The organism is Kribbella sp. NPDC050124, assembly GCF_044460355.1.
Lineage (GTDB): Bacteria > Actinomycetota > Actinomycetes > Propionibacteriales > Kribbellaceae > Kribbella.
Genome location: NZ_JBITJU010000002.1, coordinates 135686 through 152893, shown reverse-complemented (window position 1 = coordinate 152893; position 17208 = coordinate 135686). Strand labels below are relative to the sequence as shown.

At 70.3% G+C, this 17208-nt stretch carries 17 protein-coding genes; 2 read left to right on the top strand and 15 right to left on the bottom strand.

Features of this window, described 5'->3' with window-relative positions; genetic code table 11:
• Nucleotides 1–64: 64 nt before the first annotated feature.
• Nucleotides 65–1027, bottom strand: a complete 963-nt coding sequence (locus ACIBL3_RS07620; RefSeq protein WP_396352452.1) for a bifunctional riboflavin kinase/FAD synthetase — start codon at nucleotides 1025–1027, stop codon at nucleotides 65–67.
• Between the two features lie 130 nt (nucleotides 1028–1157).
• On the opposite strand from ACIBL3_RS07620, the gene ACIBL3_RS07615 reads away from it, so the two are divergent.
• Nucleotides 1158–1340, top strand: a complete 183-nt coding sequence (locus ACIBL3_RS07615; protein ID WP_396352451.1) for a hypothetical protein — start codon at nucleotides 1158–1160, stop codon at nucleotides 1338–1340.
• Between the two features lie 67 nt (nucleotides 1341–1407).
• Here ACIBL3_RS07615 and ACIBL3_RS07610 read toward each other — a convergent pair whose 3' ends face one another.
• From ACIBL3_RS07610 to ACIBL3_RS07600, 3 genes are read right to left on the bottom strand one after another with little or no spacing between them, the layout of a single operon-like run.
• On the bottom strand, nucleotides 1408–2286 hold the full coding sequence (locus tag ACIBL3_RS07610; protein WP_396352450.1) for an NAD-dependent protein deacetylase: 879 nt from the start codon (nucleotides 2284–2286) through the stop codon (nucleotides 1408–1410).
• A gap of 19 nt (nucleotides 2287–2305) precedes the next feature.
• Nucleotides 2306–2929, bottom strand: coding sequence for a transcriptional regulator (locus ACIBL3_RS07605; protein WP_396352449.1), 624 nt, complete (start codon nucleotides 2927–2929; stop codon nucleotides 2306–2308).
• Nucleotides 2926–3342: a hypothetical protein gene (locus tag ACIBL3_RS07600; RefSeq protein WP_396352448.1), complete on the bottom strand. Its 417-nt coding sequence runs from the start codon at nucleotides 3340–3342 to the stop codon at nucleotides 2926–2928. The genes ACIBL3_RS07605 and ACIBL3_RS07600 overlap by 4 nt, the downstream gene beginning before the upstream one ends.
• A gap of 39 nt (nucleotides 3343–3381) precedes the next feature.
• On the opposite strand from ACIBL3_RS07600, the gene ACIBL3_RS07595 reads away from it, so the two are divergent.
• On the top strand, nucleotides 3382–4563 hold the full coding sequence (locus ACIBL3_RS07595) for a PEP/pyruvate-binding domain-containing protein (RefSeq protein ID WP_396352447.1): 1182 nt from the start codon (nucleotides 3382–3384) through the stop codon (nucleotides 4561–4563).
• A gap of 86 nt (nucleotides 4564–4649) precedes the next feature.
• Here the strand turns inward: ACIBL3_RS07595 and ACIBL3_RS07590 are convergent, their stop codons facing one another.
• The 11 genes from ACIBL3_RS07590 to rimP form a co-directional block, all read right to left on the bottom strand.
• Entirely contained in the window at nucleotides 4650–5513 is an 864-nt protein-coding gene (locus tag ACIBL3_RS07590; protein WP_396352446.1) for an LLM class flavin-dependent oxidoreductase, read from the bottom strand.
• A gap of 29 nt (nucleotides 5514–5542) precedes the next feature.
• The gene (locus ACIBL3_RS07585) at nucleotides 5543–6628 is read right to left on the bottom strand and encodes a S1C family serine protease (protein WP_396352445.1); all 1086 of its coding nucleotides are present in this window, start codon (nucleotides 6626–6628) and stop codon (nucleotides 5543–5545) included.
• Complete coding sequence (locus tag ACIBL3_RS07580) at nucleotides 6628–7884, bottom strand: arginine deiminase (protein ID WP_396352444.1); 1257 nt, start codon at nucleotides 7882–7884, stop codon at nucleotides 6628–6630. Before ACIBL3_RS07580 ends, ACIBL3_RS07585 begins: the two co-directional genes overlap by 1 nt.
• 30 nt (nucleotides 7885–7914) lie before the next feature.
• The gene (locus ACIBL3_RS07575) at nucleotides 7915–9393 is read right to left on the bottom strand and encodes a basic amino acid/polyamine antiporter (RefSeq protein WP_396352443.1); all 1479 of its coding nucleotides are present in this window, start codon (nucleotides 9391–9393) and stop codon (nucleotides 7915–7917) included.
• A 20-nt stretch (nucleotides 9394–9413) separates the two neighbouring features.
• A complete protein-coding gene (locus tag ACIBL3_RS07570) occupies nucleotides 9414–10253 on the bottom strand; it encodes a c-type cytochrome (RefSeq protein WP_396352442.1) in 840 nt (279 codons plus the stop codon).
• Nucleotides 10254–10595: 342 nt separating this feature from the next.
• Nucleotides 10596–11492, bottom strand: coding sequence for a tRNA pseudouridine(55) synthase TruB (gene truB / locus ACIBL3_RS07565; RefSeq protein ID WP_396352441.1), 897 nt, complete (start codon nucleotides 11490–11492; stop codon nucleotides 10596–10598).
• Nucleotides 11473–11910 (bottom strand): 30S ribosome-binding factor RbfA, encoded by a 438-nt coding sequence (gene rbfA / locus ACIBL3_RS07560; protein ID WP_396352440.1) that lies wholly within the window; start codon nucleotides 11908–11910, stop codon nucleotides 11473–11475. Before rbfA ends, truB begins: the two co-directional genes overlap by 20 nt.
• Nucleotides 11911–12011: 101 nt before the next feature.
• Nucleotides 12012–15104 carry a translation initiation factor IF-2 gene (gene infB, locus ACIBL3_RS07555; RefSeq protein WP_396352439.1) on the bottom strand — a complete coding sequence of 1031 codons (3093 nt, stop codon included), beginning with the start codon at nucleotides 15102–15104 and terminating at the stop codon, nucleotides 12012–12014.
• A gap of 134 nt (nucleotides 15105–15238) precedes the next feature.
• A complete protein-coding gene (locus ACIBL3_RS07550) occupies nucleotides 15239–15562 on the bottom strand; it encodes a YlxR family protein (RefSeq protein ID WP_396352863.1) in 324 nt (107 codons plus the stop codon).
• A 57-nt stretch (nucleotides 15563–15619) separates the two neighbouring features.
• Entirely contained in the window at nucleotides 15620–16612 is a 993-nt protein-coding gene (gene nusA / locus ACIBL3_RS07545) for a transcription termination factor NusA (RefSeq protein WP_396352438.1), read from the bottom strand.
• A 1-nt stretch (nucleotide 16613) separates the two neighbouring features.
• Nucleotides 16614–17144 (bottom strand): ribosome maturation factor RimP, encoded by a 531-nt coding sequence (rimP, locus tag ACIBL3_RS07540; protein WP_396352437.1) that lies wholly within the window; start codon nucleotides 17142–17144, stop codon nucleotides 16614–16616.
• Between the last annotated feature and the right edge of the window lie 64 nt (nucleotides 17145–17208).

The window sequence follows — 17208 nt, the reverse complement described above, 5'->3', positions numbered from 1 at the left end:
GCACTCTCAGTCCGCGGCCGTTCAGACGGCAGCAGCCAGCGTATCAGTCCGTGGACGCGTCACCCTAATTCCCGGTCAGGATCCGGCGCGCCTCGTTGGCGTCGGCTTTGATCTGGGAGATCAGCTCGTCGATGGTGTCGAAGCGGATCTGGGTGCCGCGCAGCCGGGCGACGAAATCCACCGCGATCCGGGCGCCGTACAGCTCCAGGTCGTCGCGGTCCAGCACGTACGACTCCACCCGCCGGTCCACGCCGTCGAAGGTCGGGTTGCTGCCCACGCTGATCGCGGCCGGCAGCGGGTCCGGGTACGACGGGCCGCCCGGAGCCGGCTCGAGCACGGTCAGCCAGCCCGCGTACACGCCGTCCAGCGGGACCGCGGCCTGCGGGTCGGCGGGAATGTTCGCGGTCGGGAACCCGAGCTCGCGGCCGCGCTTGTCACCCTCGACGACGACCCCGGTCACCCGCAGCGGCCGGCCGAGCGCCTCCGCCGCCGCCTCGACGTCGCCGTCGGCGATCCGGCCTCGGATGTATGTCGACGACCACGGCTGCGCGTCGCCGGCCAGGCCGAGCCCTTCGACCTGGAACCCGTGCGTGACCCCGGCCTCGACCAGGGTGTCCACGTGCCCGGCTGCCTTGTGGCCGAAGCGGAAGTTCTCGCCGACCACGATCGCCTTGGCGTGCAGCGTGCCGACCAGCACGCGCTCGATGAACTCGACCGGCGACCAGTTCGACACCTCTTTGTCGAACGGCAGGATCAGCACGGCGTCGGCGCCGTACTGCCCGAGCAGCCCGGCCCGGTCCGCGGGCTCGCTGAGCATCGCGGGCGCCCGGTCCGGCCGCAGTACGGCCATCGGGTGCGGGTCGAAGGTGAGCGCGACCACCGGCAGGCCACCCAGCTCGGCCGCTCGCGCCTTGGCGTGCGCGAGCACCTGCTGGTGCCCCCGGTGCACGCCGTCGAAGTTGCCGATGGTGACGACCGACGGGCCGAACTCCGGCTCCACCTGGTCCAAACCGTGCCAGACACGCATGACAGCAGGATTCCATGCCCAGCCCGGGGTCGATGCGGCAGGTCCACGGTCACCCCTTGTAATCGGAGTGTCACTCAACTTAGGGTGTGTCGGCACTGTCGTTTCCGGGAGGTCGCTGTCGCTCGGCTGTGTGCGGTCGTTCGGCAACTACCCGAAGCTGCTGGCCGCGACGCTGCGGGTCTACCAGTTCACCGACGTGAGCTGTGGCGGCGCGGACACCACGAAAGGCAAGGAGCTCGCGCGGCAGGCCGCCGCCTCCCCCAAGGCCCTCGAGGCCTCCACAGACCGCCTACGGACCAGCGCGCAACGCTGACCCTTTCCAATCCGTACGGCGGACCCCGGGCCGAGCCACCTCACGCGTGGCGCGGCCCGGTGGTGTTTCAGAGCAGCTGCGTCAGCTCGGTGAGTGCCCGGCCGAGCGGGAGGTTGACGCGCTCGGCGGCGTACGGATCGCCGCGGGTGACGCCCTGGTTGATGATCAGCACCGGTTTTCCGGCCTTCGCCGCGTGCCGGACGAACCGGAAGCCGGACATCACGGTCAGGGACGAGCCGAGCACCAGCATCGAGGCCGCGTCGTCGATCAGGCGGTAGCAGCGTTCGACCCGGTTCTTGGGCACGTTCTCGCCGAAGAACACCACGTCGGGTTTGAGCACTCCCCCGCAGACCGTGCAGTCCACGACCCGGAAGCCGCGCACAGCCTCCTCGGGGAGTTCCGCGTCGCCGTCCGGGTTGATCCGGGTCACCTCGGCCTCGAACTCCGGGTTCGTGAGGCGGAGCCGAGCGTCGAGAGCTTCGCGGGCGGACGTCGTACCGCACTGGAGGCAGATCACCCGGTCGAGGTTGCCGTGCAGCTCGATCACGTCCCGCGCACCGGCGGCTTGGTGGAGACCGTCGACGTTCTGGGTGATGACGCCGTCCAGGTAGCCGCTCGCCTGCAGGGTGGCGACCGCGCGATGGCCTTCGTTCGGCGCGGCTCGCGCGATCGTGCGCCAGCCGAGGTGGCTGCGCGCCCAGTACCGCTGCCGACCCGAGTCGCTGGCCACGAAGTCGCCGTACGTCATCGGTGTGTGCGTCCGCAGGCTGCCGGTCTCACCGCGATAGTCCGGGATCCCCGACTCGGTGGAGATCCCCGCACCGGTCAGTACGACGACCTCCCCGGCGGCCACCACGTCCGCGATCGGCGTGACATCCGTCGTACCGGGCTCCAGCGCCAACACGTCAGGGCCGGGAACCCACTGCAGTGTCGGACGCGAACGCACCGCTCCAGCGTAACCGGGCTCAGGTTGCGCGGGATTCGTTCAGGGTGGCGATCAGGTCCTCGTGGAGCTCGAACCAGACTTTGTGGCAGGAGTCGACGCCGGTTTGGTCGATCCAGGCGGGGTCGCCGGCCCGGGCGCGGTCGAGGGCGGCGGTGAATCTCGCGTGGTAGCCCTGGAAGCGGTCGAGGATCGCTTCCAGGTTGTTGGACAGCGGATCCAGGTGGTCGGCCAGGTCTGCCAGCTCGTCGAGGACCTGCTGGTCCCAGGCTCGGTCGGTGTGGTCGTTGAAGGCGAGCGGGTCGTCGGCGGTGGGGCGCAGTTGCCACTGGGTGCAGGCGGTCTGCAGGCGGGCGTTGAGCGGCAGGAACTCCGCGTAGACCTGCCGGACGGTCGCCTCGCCGTCGCCTAGCTCCGCCTTGAGCGCGCGCTCGTTCTCGGCGCGTCCGGAGTCGGTGAGCGACCAGCCGCCGATGCCGGCGAACGCGCTCCACGAGATCCAACCGAACGCCTGGTCGTCGAGCAGCAGTTCCTTGACCACCGCTGGGTCGAGGGCGAACCGGCTCGCGACCGCTTCGTCGTTCGCCACGCCCAGCAGGCGTACCGCGTGCAGCGTGAGCAGCTCGGGCGTGGATGCGTGAGTCATGTCGCCGGCCATTCGGTCGATGGAGTGCTCCGCGCAGCCAGCCGGTCGAGTCGCTGCTGACACGCCTGCGGGGAGTTCAGGCCGAGTGCCCGCGCCATCTCGGCCCAGGTCAGCCCGAGACCGCGGGCGGTGAACATCAGACCGGTCTCGAGCTGCTCGAGCTCGGCCCGTGCGGCCGCGAGTAACCGCAGACCCGCCAGCGCGGTCTCCCGTTCCGCCTGCTCTTCCGTGGATTGCCACAGGACGAACTGGATCAGATCGGCTGCCGATGGCGGCATGCGTCCGTGCTGCCAGGGGCGCCGGGCCAGCTGGTCGGCGCCGCGCTCGAGGAGCAGGCTGCGCGCCTCGTGCTCACGCCGGGCCTGCGCTTGATCGTCGAGGTAGTTGCTCTTCACCCCAGAACCCTGGATCATTCAACAGAATGTTGTCAACATCGTGTTGAAGAGGTGCTCGTGCTCGTCAGCCTCATCGAGGCCACTCCGGAGCAGGCCGGCGGCAAGGCTGCCGTCCTCGGTCAGCTCCTCCGCGCCGGATTCCCGGTCCCACCGGGCTTCGTCGTGCCCGTCGAGGTGTATCGAGCGGTGACGCGCCGGCTCGACCTTCCCGCCGTACTGGCTGAGCGTGGGCCCGCTGAGGTACGGCGATTGGTCGCTTCGCAGCCGCTGCCGTCAGGGGTCATGGATGAGCTCGTGGAGGCTTTGGAGCGCCTCGGCGGGCATGCGGTCGCCGTACGGTCGTCGGCTTCGAACGAGGACACGGCGGCGGCGTCGGCTGCCGGGCAGCACGACTCGTTCCTGGCGGTCAGCCGGGAGACGGTTGCCGCCCGGGTGTCGGCTGTCTGGGCGTCACTGTGGTCCGACCGGGCGATCGCCTACCGCTCGAGCGGTCTCCCAGAGATGGCGGTCATCGTCCAGCGACACATCGACGCCGACGTCGCCGGAGTCCTCTTCACCGGCGACCCCACCGTCATCGAAGCCTCCTGGGGACTCGGCGAATCCGTCGTCGGCGGCCGCGTCACCCCCGACACCTACACCGTCAGTAACTCCACTGTCCGGACCCGCCGCCCCGGCACCAAACAAACCCGCCTCGACGGCACCACCACCTCCGAGGTCCCACCCACCGACCGCGCCCGCCTGTGCCTCGACGACCTGCAACTCCTGCAACTGGCCGAGCTCGCCCACAACGCCGCGGCCCACATAGGCACCCCTCAAGACATCGAGTTCGCCCTCACAAACAACCACCTCTGGCTCCTCCAATCCCGCCCCATCACAACGCCCCTTCCAGCCTCCGAGCACACCGATGGCGCACCTGGACTGGGTGCCGGACTACGTGGGACGGGTGGGAGTGCGGGGATCGCCTCCGGGCCGGCTCGGGTGGTGCGGGGGCCTGGGGACTTTGGGCGGGTTCGGGCGGGTGACATCCTCGTTTGCCGGTTTACGGATCCGGCGTGGACGCCCTTGTTCGGGGTCGTGGCCGGCGTGGTCACCGAGACCGGTGGTCTGTTGTCTCACGCCGCGATCGTGGCCCGCGAGCACCGCATCCCCGCCGTACTCGGCGTCCCCGACGCCACCACCGCCCTCCACGACGGCCAACCCATCACCCTCAACGGCACCACCGGCACCGTCACCGACTGACGCGGTGGGCGGGCGATGCCGGGTTGTTGCACGGCTGGCGGGTTGGCACGCCAGCGGTCAAACAACCCGCCAGCGGCCAGCTCAAGTCAGGTGACTCGGGGTGGGCCGGCTTTGAGGCGGCGTTCGGCGGTGGCTCGGACCTGCTTGGGGTCCATGGACGACCAGTCGGCGTCGATCCACCAGGTGGCGCCGGCTTCGGCCCAGGGGCGGACGGTGTCGGCGGCCTTCGGGTCGTCGGCTGTGGTGGTGCCTTCGACGACGACGTCGTACGTGTCCATGGTCAGGCCGTGGGTGGCGCGTTCCCGGCGGATCCAGGCGACAGCGTCGGCGAGGAGGGCAGGCGACCACTCGCCTGGATCCTCGCCAGGCTTGGCGATCGGTGCGTACGTCGGTATCCAGCCGTCCTGCAGCGCTGCGCGGCGCATCGACTTCGGGCGAGGCCAGGCTCCGACCACCCAGGTCGGGATCCGCGGCTGCTGGACCGGTGGCGGTGGCGCGGGCGGCATCAGGTCGTCGATCTTCCGCGAGCGGTAGTGCTTGCCGGCGTACTCGAACGGCTGGTCCCGCCACAGGTGCTGCAGCATCTCCAGCGACTCGTCCATCAACTCCGCCCGGACCTTGCGCCCCGGATCGTCCTCGAACAGCCAGAACCGGTCCTCACCGGTGACCCCGAGCCCGACCACCAGGGTGACCCGCCCGTTGCTGAGGTTGTCCACGGTCGAGGTCTGCCCGGCCACGTCCCACGGTTTGCGCCGCGGCAACGGCGTCAGCATCGTGCCGAGCCGGATCCGCTCGGTCGTCATCGCCGCCGCGGCCAGCATCGCCCAGGCGTCGATTCCCCACACCGACTCCCAGACGAAGAACCCGTCCCACCCGTGCTGCTCGGCCAGCGCCGCCAACTCAGCCGCCGCCCGCGCATCGCCGTACGCCATCACGAACCCGTATCTCATCCTCCGACGCTAACGGGCAGCGCCGACAATCAGCCGCCGATGCGTCGCGCGGTCGGATCCGGCTGTCTGCCGAGCGTGACCGTGGTCGTCTGGGTCGCGCCGGCGCGTTCGAAGGTGACCTCGACCGTCTCCCCCGGCTGTTTGGTCAGCGAGATCTCCTGCAACTGGTCAGCACTGGTGACGTCCTCGCCGTCGAGGGCGGTGATCACGTCGGCGCGGCGCAGACCAGCCGCCGCGCCGGGCCCACCGACGGGCGCGGCCGCCACGTACAGCCCGTCCGGATTGATGGCGCTGTCACCGCGCGACAGCGGTACGACTTCCAGCCCGAAGTACCCATGTACGACGCGACCGTCGGCGATCAGCCGGTCAGCGATCGTCCGGGCCGTATCCGCCGGGATCGCGAACCCCAGGCCGATACTGCCGGCCACCGGCACCCCGCGTGAGTCGCTGGCAGTCGCCCCGGCGGTCGGTACCCCGACCAGTTGGCCGGCGCAGTTCGCGAGCGTCCCGCCACTGTTGCCGGGGTTGATCGAGGCATCGGTCTGGATCGCCGAGGTGAGCAACGCCGTGGTGTTGTTGTCCGCGGGCACCCGGGCCGACCGGCCGAGCGCGCTCACCACGCCGGCCGTGATCGTGTCCGTCAGGCCCAGCGGGGCGCCGATCGCGAAGACCTGGTCGCCGACCGCCGGCGGCGAACCGAACTCGATCGGCACCACCGTCGACTTCGGCGTCACCGAGATGACCGCGAGGTCGGTCTGGATGTCCCGTCCGACCAGGGTCGCGGTCAGCTCCTCGCCGTTCGGCCGCAGCACGGTGATCGTGCCCCCGGTGGCAGCAGCGGAGATGACGTGATTGTTGGTCAGGATGTGTCCCTCGGTGTCGAGGAACTGGCCGGACCCGTTGCCGCCCCCGCCCGTGCTGGACTGCACGTAGATCGTCACCACCGACGGCATCGCGGTCTCCGCCACGGACTTGGCGTCGCACTCCGGCCCGTCGCTCCGCGCCCACCCGACCGAAGCCACCACCGCAACGACTGAGATGACCGCAAGGGCAACCAGGAGCGGCCACACCTGGGACCGGCGCCACCACGGGCTGGACTGCTCAGAATCGGCCATCAGAAGTCGACCGGATCGCGGATGATCGGGCAGGTCATGCAGTGGCCGCCACCGCGTCCGCGGCCCAGCTCGGCCCCGACGATCGTGATGACCTCGACACCGGCCCGGCGCAGCAGCGTGTTCGTCCGCGTGTTCCGGTCGTACGTGAAGACCACGCCCGGCTCGACCGCGACCGCGTTGTTGCCGCTGTCCCACTGCTGGCGCTCGGACTCGTACACGTCCCCGCCCGTCTCCAGGACCCGCAGCTCCGACAGGCCGAGAGCGGCGGCCACGACCTCCACGAACCGCCGCGATCCCTCGTCCACCACCTCGACGCCGGGCGCGGTGTCCGACGGCCGCAACGAGAACGTGTGGACGGCGTCCATGATCGCCGGGTACAAGGTGACGATGTCGCGATCGGCGAACGTCAGCACGGTGTCCAGGTGCATCGCCGCCCGCAGCTTCGGCATCCCGGCCACCACGACGTGCTCGGCCGCACCCTTCTCGAACAGCGCCGCCGCGACCTGGGTGATCGCCTGCCGGGACGTCCGCTCGCTCATGCCCATCAGTACGACGCCGTTCCCGACCGGCATGATGTCGCCGCCCTCGAACGTCGCGCGTCCCCACGACTGCTCCGGGTCACCCCACCAGACGGTGGAGCCGGCGAAGTCGGGGTGGAACTGGTAGATCGCCTTCATCAGCAGGGTCTCGTCGTGGCGGGCCGGCCAGTACAGCGGGTTCAGCGTGACCCCGCCGTACAGCCAGCAGGTGGTGTCGCGGGTGTAGAGCGTGTTGGGCAGTGGCGGCATCAGGTACTCACGGGCGCCGGTCGCCTCCCGGGCCAGCCCGATGTAGCCGGTGCGGAAGTCGCCCGGGAGGTCGGAGGTGGCAAGCCCACCGATCAGGTACTCTGCGAGCTGTCGCGGTTCCAGGGTCTCCAGGAAGCTCCGGGTGCCGTCGACGAGGCCGAGGCCGACGTCGTTGGCGACGATCTTGCGGTCCAGCAGCCACGACCGCGCCTCCGCCGACGCGACCGTCTCGGCCAGCAGCGTGTGGAGTTCGACCACCTCGACCCCACGGTTCGCCAGCTTGTTCACGAAGTCGGCGTGATCGCGCTGGGCGTTCTCCACCCACATCACGTCGTCGAACAGCAGGTCGGCCGCGTTGGTCGGGGTGAGCCGGCGGTGGGCCAGACCGGGCGAGCAGACGAGAACCTTGCGCAACCGGCCGACTTCGGAGTGGACGCCGTACGTCGAGGTCGTGTGCTGACTGGTCATGCGGATCGACTCCTTGCTGCGGTGTCCGGCTCAGATCGTGATCCAGCCGGTGGCGAGGGCGATGACGCCGAGGACGGCGCCGAGGACCGAGACGGCGAGGATGACGAGTTCGCCGGGGCTGAACACGCGGCGGCTCTGCTCGCGGCGGGCCATCACGAACAGGATGCTCGCGGGCGCGTAGACGATGAACGACAACAGGATGAACTTGGGCCCGGCGGCGTACAGCAGGAACGCGGTGTAGAGCGTCGCGAGCCCGCCCACCACCAGTTCCCGGCGATGTCCCTGCGGCGCCTCGATGTAGGTCTCGCGGGTGACCGCCAACTTCAGTGCGTACCCGGCCGCGAGCAGGAACGGGATCAGGCTGAGCGCGCTGGTCAGGTCGAGGGCGAAGTTGAACGCGTCCTCGGAGAACATCGTCACCACCAGGACGACCTGGATCAGGATCGTCGTCAGCAGCAACGCGGCGGTCGGCACGTCGGCGTCGTTCGACTGGCGCAGGAACCGCGGCATGTCGTCGTCGAGGGCGGCCACGAACAAGACCTCGGCGGACATCAGCGTCCAGGCCAGGTAGGCGCCGAGGACCGACACGATCAGGCCGACGCTGACGAAAACCTTGCCCCACTGCCCGACCGCCGCCTCGAGCACCCCGGCCATCGAGGGCTGCCGCAGCTCGGCGAGCTCGCTGATCGGCAGGATGCCGTACGACACCACTGTCACCGACGCGAAAACGGCCAGCACGCTGAGCAGTCCGAGCACGGTTGCCCGGCCGACGTCCTCGCGCCCCTTGGCGTGCCGCGAGTACACGCTCGCCCCCTCCACGCCGAGGAAGACGAAGACGGTGACCAGCATCGTCCCGGTCACCTGGTCGTAGAGGGACCCGTAACTGGAGCCGTTGAAGTTGTCGGCGAACACATGCGGGTCGAGGTAGAACGCCGAGATCAGGATGAAGACCAGGATCGGCACCAGTTTCGCGACGGTGACGATCCGGTTGATGATCGCGGCCTCCTTCACCCCGCGCCGGATCAGCAGGTAGAACACCCAGATCCCGAACGACGACAGTACGGCGGCGACGACCGTGTCGCCGTCGCCGAGCGCCGACCACAGGGCGCCGACCGTCGACATGATCAGCACCCAGTAGGTCACGTTGCCGACGCACGCGCTGGCCCAGTAGCCGAACGCCGAGAAGAAGCCGAGGTACTCCCCGAAACCCGCCTTCGCGTAGGCGTACACACCTGCGTCGAGCTCGGGCTTGCGGATCGCCAGGGTCTGGAAGACGAAGGCGAGCATCAGCATGCCGGTGCCCGCGATGGCCCACGCGATCAGCGCGCCCGCGACTCCGGTCTCCTGGGCGAACCGGCGTGGCAACGAGAACACGCCGGCGCCCACCATCGAGCCCACGACCATGGCGGTCATGGTCATGAAGGTCAGCTTTTGTGCCGAGGTGCTGGAGACAGTCTCTGCGCCGGCCACGCCTGGCATGATGCCGACGGCGCGCTCGCGCTTGATCACCCGCGGTGGATGAGATCAGGTCAGGCCGGTGGCTTGCTGCCCTTCGCCTTCATTCCCTTCGCGCCGATCCAGACCGCGACGACGACCAGTGCGCCGATACCGACCAGCCAGCCCCACAGGCCCTCGGAGACCGGGCCGAGGCGGCCGAGACCGAAGCCGCCGGGATCCCGCTCGTTCTGCAGCGCGACGATGTAGGCGATGATGTCCCGCTTGTCCTCAGGCTGCAGCACCTGGTCGGAGAACACGGGCATCTGCTGCGGACCGGTCAGCATCGCCTGATAGATGTGCTTGGGCGTGCTGTCCATCAGCGAAGGCGCGTAGCGGCCGTTCGGCAGCGCGCCACCGCGACCGGCGAAGTTGTGGCAGGCCGTGCAGTTGGTGCGGAACAGCTCGCCACCACGCGTGATCTGCTCGTCGGTGGCGTTGCTGACGTCGTACGCCTCCTCCGGAGGAACCGCCGGGCCCGGAGCGAGCGACGCGATGTACGCCGACAGCGCCTCGATCTCCTCCTGCGTGTACGCGGGCGCCTTCCGCGGGATCTGGGCGCCGGGCTGCGTCGCGGGCATCCGGCCGGTGCCGACCTGGAAATCGACCGCGGCCGCGCCGACCCCGATCAGCGACGGACCGGCCATCTCGCCCTCGCCGTTGCCGCCACCTTCGGCGTTCAGGCCGTGGCAGCTGGAGCAGCCGACCGCGAAGAGTTTCTTGCCCTCCTCAATGGACTGCGACTGCGACGAGTTGTCCGCGACCGCGGGGTCCGGAACGACGGCGGCGTACGCCGAACCGACTGCCAGCAAACCGAACAGCAGTACGACGAGACCGGCTGACCGGTGCCGCCGTACGGAGCGAATCCTTGCCATGGACAATCGTTTGACCCTCGACGCGGGCTGGTGCGGATCACCACCCATGATCCGTCCCATGATCCGTCACTGTGGCCCTCGGCAACACAGTTCGCGTCACCCGGAGTAGGCGATTTTCGCGCGGAAACGTCCGCTCAGCGGATCACTTCGCCCAGATTCCGGCACGCACCGGTCCGGATCGGCCTAGTCTGGGGGTGTTCGCCTGGCGGCAAAATACCCCACTACCCGGACAGCCTGCCGAATGCGCCGGGCCGCGACTCTCCCCCACGAGCGTCGCCGAATAGCCCCGATCGGCCCAGACGCTGCCTGGGGCCGCCAGGCGGGCCCGCCAACACCGCACGCCTAACTCACGAAGACCGCGGTGGGTTTCGCGACCGGCCCGTGCGGTTCGTAGAGGGCCAGGAAGGTGCCGGTGGGGTCGAACATGGCGGTTTGGCCGGCGGGGAGGTTGAGGCCGGGGAGCGGGCGGCCGGTGCGGATGGCGGCAGCCTGGTCGGCGTCGGCGTCGTAGCGGGGGAAGGTTCCGGCCGCGACCTCGGCGATCGGAAGCCAGTCGAAGGACTCGGCCAGCGACTCCAGCGTGTGAGCAACGGACAGGTCGAAGGAACCCACCCGGGTACGGCGCAGCGCGGTGAGGTGACCGCCGACGCCGAGCTCGGCGCCGAGGTCGCGGGCGAGGGCCCGGATGTAGGTGCCGCTGGAGCAGTCGACCGAGATGTCGACCTCGATCCCCGACGGCCCCGGGCGTACGTCGAGCACGTCGTACCGGGAGACCGTCACACTGCGAGCCTTCAGCGCGACCTCCTCGCCGGCGCGCACGCGTTCGTACGCGCGCCGCCCGTCGACCTTGATCGCGGACACCTTCGACGGCACCTGCGAGATCTCGCCGCGGAAGCCCGCCACCGCGGCTTCGATCGCCTCGGCCGTGACCCCGTCCACCGGCGCGGTCGACACGATCTCGCCCTCGGCGTCGTCGGTCGTCGTGGTCGCGCCGAGCAGCACGATGGCGTCGTACGACTTGTCGGCCAGCTGGAGATGGCCCAGCAGCCGGGTCGCGCGGTTGAGACCGACGACCAGGACTCCGGTCGCCATCGGGTCCAACGTGCCGGCGTGGCCGACCTTCCGGGTGCCGGCCAGCCGGCGGATCCGGGCCACCACCGTGTGCGAGGTCAGGCCGGCCGGCTTGTCCACCACGACGATGCCGTCGGCAACAGCGGGCTCACTCGTCGTCGCTGTCATCGTCCTCGCGGCGCTTGTAGGGGTCGGCGTCGCCGGCCGGCTTCGCGTTCGCGGCGCTCTTGGCCACCTCGGCGTCGGCCAGCCGGGCCTTCTCCAGCAGCTCCTCGATGTGCCCGGCGCTCTCCGGTACGGCGTCCAGGAAGAAGGCCACGCTCGGCGTGTGCCGCAGACCGAGCGCCTTGCCGACCTCGCTGCGGATCAGCCCACGCGCCGACTCCAGGGCGGCCGCGGTCGAGGCCCGCTCCTGCTCGTCGCCGTACACCGTGTAGAAGATGCTGGCTTCGCGCAGGTCGCCGGTCAGCCGGGCGTCGGTCACGGTGACGAAGCCGAGCCGCGGGTCCTTCACCCGGCGCTCGAGCAACTCCGCCACCAGCACCTGGATCCGGTCGGCGAGCTGCTTCGCCCTTGCTTCACCCATCAGGGCTCACTCCCTCATTCATGAACAACGTCCGGAGAGGCAGGGTTACCGCCTCTCCGGACGTTACTCCGGCGCCCGGAGCATCCGGGCACCGACTGCTGTCAGTTACGCGGCTTCTCGCGAAGCTCGAACGCCTCGACCACGTCGCCGATCTTGATGTCGTTGTAGCCGTTGATGGTCAGACCGCACTCGAAGCCCTCGCGGACCTCGGACGCGTCGTCCTTGAACCTCTTCAGCGACGACAGCTCGGTGTTGTCGACCACCACCGCGCCGTCCCGGATCAACCGGACCTTGGCATTGCGGCGGATGAGTCCACTGGTCACCCAGCAACCGGCGATGTTGCCCACCTTCGAGGAGCGGAAGATCTCCCGGATCTCCGCCTGGCCCAAGGTGGCCTCCTCGTAGATCGGCTTCAGCATGCCCTTCAGGGCGGCCTCGATGTCGTCGATCGCCGAGTAGATGACCGAGTAGTACCGGACATCCACGCCCTCGCGCTCGGCCAGGTCACCGGCCTTGCCCGCCGGCCGCACGTTGAAGCCGATGATGACGGCGTTCGACGCGATGGCCAGGTTGACGTCGTTCTCGTTGATCGCACCGACACCGCGGTCGATGACGCGCAGGTTGACCTCGTCGCCGACCTCGATCCGGACCAGCGCGTCTTCCAGCGCCTCGACCGAACCGGACACGTCGCCCTTGAGGATCAGCAGCAGCTCCTGGGTCTCGCCCTTCTCCATCGAGGCCATGAAGTCCTCGAGGGTCCGGCGCGCGCGCCGCTTGGCGTTGGCCGCCGCCCGGGCGCGGGCTTCGCGCTTCTCGGCGATCTGCCGGGCCATCCGGTCGTCGTCGACCACCAGGAACTTGTCACCGGCGCCCGGGACCGCGGTCAGACCGAGGACCAGGACCGGACGCGACGGCGTCGCCTCCTCGACCGGGTCGCCGTGCTCGTCGAGCATGGCCCGGACCCGGCCGTACGCCGGACCGGCCACCATCGAGTCGCCGACCCGCAGCGTGCCGCGCTGCACCAGCACGGTCGCCACCGGGCCACGGCCCTTGTCGAGGTTCGCCTCGATCGCGATGCCCTCGGCGTGCATGTTCGGGTTGGCCCGCAGATCCAGCGCCGCGTCCGCGGTCAGGATCACGCTCTCGAGCAGCCCGTCGATGTTGATCCGGGACTTCGCCGAGACGTCGACGAACATCGTGTCGCCGCCGTACTCCTCGGGGACCAGGCCGTACTCGGTCAGCTGACCGCGCACCTTGGCCGGGTCGGCCGCCGGCACGTCGATCTTGTTGACCGCGACCACGATCGGGACGCCCGCCGCACGGGCGTGGTTCAGCGCCTCGATCGTCTGCGGCATCACGCCGTCGTCGGCCGCGACCACCAGGATGACGATGTCGGTGGCCTGGGCGCCACGGGCACGCATGGCGGTGAACGCCTCGTGACCCGGGGTGTCGACGAAGGTGATGGCCCGCTGCTCGCCGTCGACCTCGGTCGTCACCTGGTAGGCGCCGATGTGCTGGGTGATACCACCGGCCTCCTTGGCGACCACGTTCGCCTCGCGGACCGCGTCCAGCAGCTTCGTCTTACCGTGGTCGACGTGACCCATCACGGTCACCACCGGCGGCCGCTTGACCAGGTCGCTCTCGTCGCCCTTGTCGGACCCGAAGTCGATGTCGAACGACTGCAGCAGCTCGCGGTCCTCGTCCTCCGGGGACACGATCTGGACGTCGTAGTTCAGCTCGGTGCCGAGCAGCTGCAGCGTCTCCTCGTTGACCGACTGGGTCGCGGTCACCATCTCGCCGAGGTGGAACAGCACCTGCACCAGCGACGCCGGGTCGACGCCGACCTTCTCGGCGAAGTCCGTCAGCGACGCACCGCGGGCCAGACGCACGACCTCGCCGTCACCGTGCTTGACGCGGACGCCGCCGACTGCCGGCGCCTGCATGTTGTCGAACTCCTGGCGCTTCGCCCGCTTGGACTTGCGGCCACGACGGGCCGGGCCGCCCGGACGCCCGAAGGCACCCTGCGTCCCACCCCGGCCACGGTTGCCCGGACCCGGACGTCCGCCACCGCCACCGGGCGGGCCGCTGGGGCCGCCGCCACCCGGACGGAAGCCGCCGCCGCCACCGCCGCCGCCACCGCGCGGACCGGCACCCGGTCCACCACCGGGACCGCCGCCACCGGGGCGGCCACGGCCGCCACCACCGCCACCGGCGCCACCGCCGGGACCGGACGGACGGCCGGTGAACGTGCCGGCCGAGGACTTCGGCATCATCGCCGGGTTGGGCCGCGGCGCACCGGGCACACCCGACGGACGCGGGCGGTCGCTACCGCCGCCACCGCGGTTCTGCGGCGGGCGCGGCGGCATCCCGGCCGGGCTCGCACCCTGGCCGGATCCGCCCTGACCACCCGGACCCGGACGAGCGCCACCGCGCTGCATGCCCTGGGTCGAGCTGAACGGGTTGTTGCCCGGACGCGGCGCACCCGGACGCGGGCCGCCACCCTGACCGCCGGGAGCACCCGGACGGGGACCGCCCGGACGCGGGGCGCCAGGACGAGGACCGCCACCACCCGGACGCGGGGTCGCACCCGGACGCGGCGTGGCCGGACGCGGTCCACCGTCGGCGGGACGCTCCTGCCGCGGACCCGGAGACGGAGCCGGACGCGAAGGTGCCGGAGCCGGCGCAGCCGGGGCCTCGGGCGTCGCCTTGGCCGCGGGCGCCTCGAACGAGGGTGCCGCCTTGGCGGCCGGAGCCGCCGGAGCGGGCTCCTGCCGCGGACCCGGCTTGGGGCCAGGACGCGGACCCGGCTTGGCCGGCGACGGGGCTGCCTTGGCCGGAGCCGGCGCAGCCTTCTCGGCCACGGTCGGCTCGGCGGCCACCGGAGCCGGGGTCGCCGGAGCGGCCGGCGCGGGGCGCTCGGCCGGGGCCGCGGGCGCGGCCTTCTTCGCCGGCTCGGCAGGCGCGACCGGTGCGGTCGCCTGCGGCGCGGCGGACGTGCTGGCGGCAGCCTTCTTGGCTGCGCGCTTCTTCGGCGGGTTCTTCTCGAACTCCTCCGCCAACCTACGGACTACCGGCGCCTCGATCGTCGAGGACGCCGACCGGACGAACTCGCCCATGTCGTTCAGTCTGGTCAGAACGACCTTGCTGGTAACTCCGAGCTCCTTCGCGAGCTCGTAGACCCGGACCTTTGCCACTACTCTCCCTCTGGTCCGAGCCTGGGCGCGGACCGTTAGTTGACGTACGTGCTCATCGCTTTGCACTCATCGGTAGACACTCATCGAGTGGTCATGAGTCGATGACCCGCCTTCATGTCGTCACGACGATCCGGTCAGACCGCCGCGGACGGCCGGTTGGCCGCCATTGGCACTGCTTCTTGTACTTGCCTATCACGCTGCGCGACGTAGTCCCGCAGCGCGGTCACGTCCAGCGGCCCCTGGGCCCGGAAGGCCCGCGGGAACGCCTTGCGCCGCACGGCGAGGTCGAGACACTCGGCCACCGGGTGCAGGTGCGCTCCGCGGCCGGGCGCCCGATGAGCGGGATCCGGGAGGACAAGCCCTCCGGAAACCGTCATCCGCAGCAGGTCAGCCGGACTGCACCGCTTCCGGCACCCGATGCAGGTGCGCTCCCTGACCTTGCCAGGGCGCGCTTCCACACTCACTGTCACGTGATCCTTCGGGAGTGGTTGCGACTCAGTCGACCGACCGAGAGATCAGTCTACCTTCTTGTCATCACGAGTCACATCGGTGTCCGGCCGGATGTCGATCCGCCAGCCCGTCAGCCGGGCGGCGAGGCGGGCGTTCTGCCCCTCCTTGCCGATCGCCAGCGACAGCTGGTAGTCGGGTACGACGACCCGCGCGGCGCGGGCCGCGGCGTCCACGACCTCAACCGACGTAACCTGCGCCGGCGACAGCGCATTCCCGACGAAGGTGGCCGGGTCGTCGCTGTGGTCGATGATGTCGATCTTCTCGCCGTGCAGCTCGTGCATGATGTTGCGCACCCGCTGGCCCATCGGCCCGATGCAGGCGCCCTTGCCGTTCACCGACGGGTTCAGCGTCCGGACCGCGATCTTGGTGCGGTGCCCCGCCTCCCGGGCGATCGCGGTGATCTCGACCGTCCCGTCGGCGATCTCCGGCACCTCGAGCGCGAACAGCTTCTTGACCAGGTTCGGGTGCGTCCGGCTGACCGTGATCTGCGGGCCCTTGAAGCCCTTGCGGACCCCGACCACGTAGACCCGCAGCCGGGCGCCGTGCTCGTACTTCTCCCCCGGCACCTGCTCCGGGGCCGGCAGCACCGCCTCGATCTTGCCGAGGTCGACCATCACCGAGCGCGGGTCGCGGCCCTGCTGGATGACGCCGGACACGATGTCGCCCTCCTTGCCGGAGAACTCGCCGTAGCGGACCTCGTCCTCGGCGTCGCGCAGCCGCTGCAGGATGATCTGCTTGGCCGTGGTGGCCGCGATCCGGCCGAAGTCGGCGGGCGTGTCGTCGTACTCGCGGGCCAGCGTGCCGTCCTCGGCGAACTCGCGCGCGTAGACGGTCACGTGCCCGGTCTTGCGGTCCAGCTCGGCCCGCGCGTGCTGCTGGGCGCCCTCGGTGCGGTGGTAAGCCACCAGCAGCGCCTGCTCGATCGCCTCGACGACCACGTCCAGGGAGATGTCCTTCTCCCGTTCCAGCGACCGCAGGACAGCCATGTCGATGTCCATGTCAGTTCTCCTCCACCGTGCCCGCGGCGTTCGATCCTGGGGCAGCCTCGTCGTTGCCGGGGGCAGCCCGGTTGAACTCGATCTGGACCTTGGCCTTGGCCACGTCGGCGTACGCGACCGTGCGCAGCGTGCCGTCCACGTCCAGCTCGGCCGCCTCCTCGGAGGCGGACTTGATCCGGCCGGTCACCTTCCCGCCCGCGGTCAGCGTGACCGCGACCAGCCGGCTGACGTTGCGCCGCCAGTGCCGGGGCAGGGTGAGCGGCCGGTCGACGCCCGGGCTGGAGACCTCCAGCGTGTAGGCGCCGTCGCCCATGATGTCGTCGGCGTCGAGTGCCTTGGAGATGGCCCGGGTGACCTCCGCGACGTCGTCCAGGCTGATCCCGCCGTCGCGGTCGACGAGCACGCGCAGCAACCGGCGGCGGCCGGCCGGCGCGATGTCCGCGGCCTCCAGGTCGCAGCCGAACTGCTCGACGATCGGCCGCAGGAAGTTCTCGAGGCTCGAGGTGTCCGTGTGGTCAGTCTTTCGGCTCACAGGTTGACCTGCCTCTCTCCAGTTGTGCACCCGTTCCACCACCCGGCGATCCGACCGAGGGCAG

Coding starts and splice junctions, on each gene's coding strand:
- ACIBL3_RS07620 (WP_396352452.1), bottom strand. CDS start 1,027: ATGCGTGTCTGGCACGGTTTGGACCAGGTGGAGCCGGAGTTCGGCCCG.
- ACIBL3_RS07605 (WP_396352449.1), bottom strand. CDS start 2,929: ATGACTCACGCATCCACGCCCGAGCTGCTCACGCTGCACGCGGTACGC.
- ACIBL3_RS07600 (WP_396352448.1), bottom strand. CDS start 3,342: ATGATCCAGGGTTCTGGGGTGAAGAGCAACTACCTCGACGATCAAGCG.
- ACIBL3_RS07590 (WP_396352446.1), bottom strand. CDS start 5,513: ATGAGATACGGGTTCGTGATGGCGTACGGCGATGCGCGGGCGGCGGCT.
- ACIBL3_RS07585 (WP_396352445.1), bottom strand. CDS start 6,628: ATGGCCGATTCTGAGCAGTCCAGCCCGTGGTGGCGCCGGTCCCAGGTG.
- ACIBL3_RS07580 (WP_396352444.1), bottom strand. CDS start 7,884: ATGACCAGTCAGCACACGACCTCGACGTACGGCGTCCACTCCGAAGTC.
- ACIBL3_RS07570 (WP_396352442.1), bottom strand. CDS start 10,253: ATGGCAAGGATTCGCTCCGTACGGCGGCACCGGTCAGCCGGTCTCGTC.
- truB (WP_396352441.1), bottom strand. CDS start 11,492: ATGACAGCGACGACGAGTGAGCCCGCTGTTGCCGACGGCATCGTCGTG.
- rbfA (WP_396352440.1), bottom strand. CDS start 11,910: ATGGGTGAAGCAAGGGCGAAGCAGCTCGCCGACCGGATCCAGGTGCTG.
- nusA (WP_396352438.1), bottom strand. CDS start 16,612: ATGGACATCGACATGGCTGTCCTGCGGTCGCTGGAACGGGAGAAGGAC.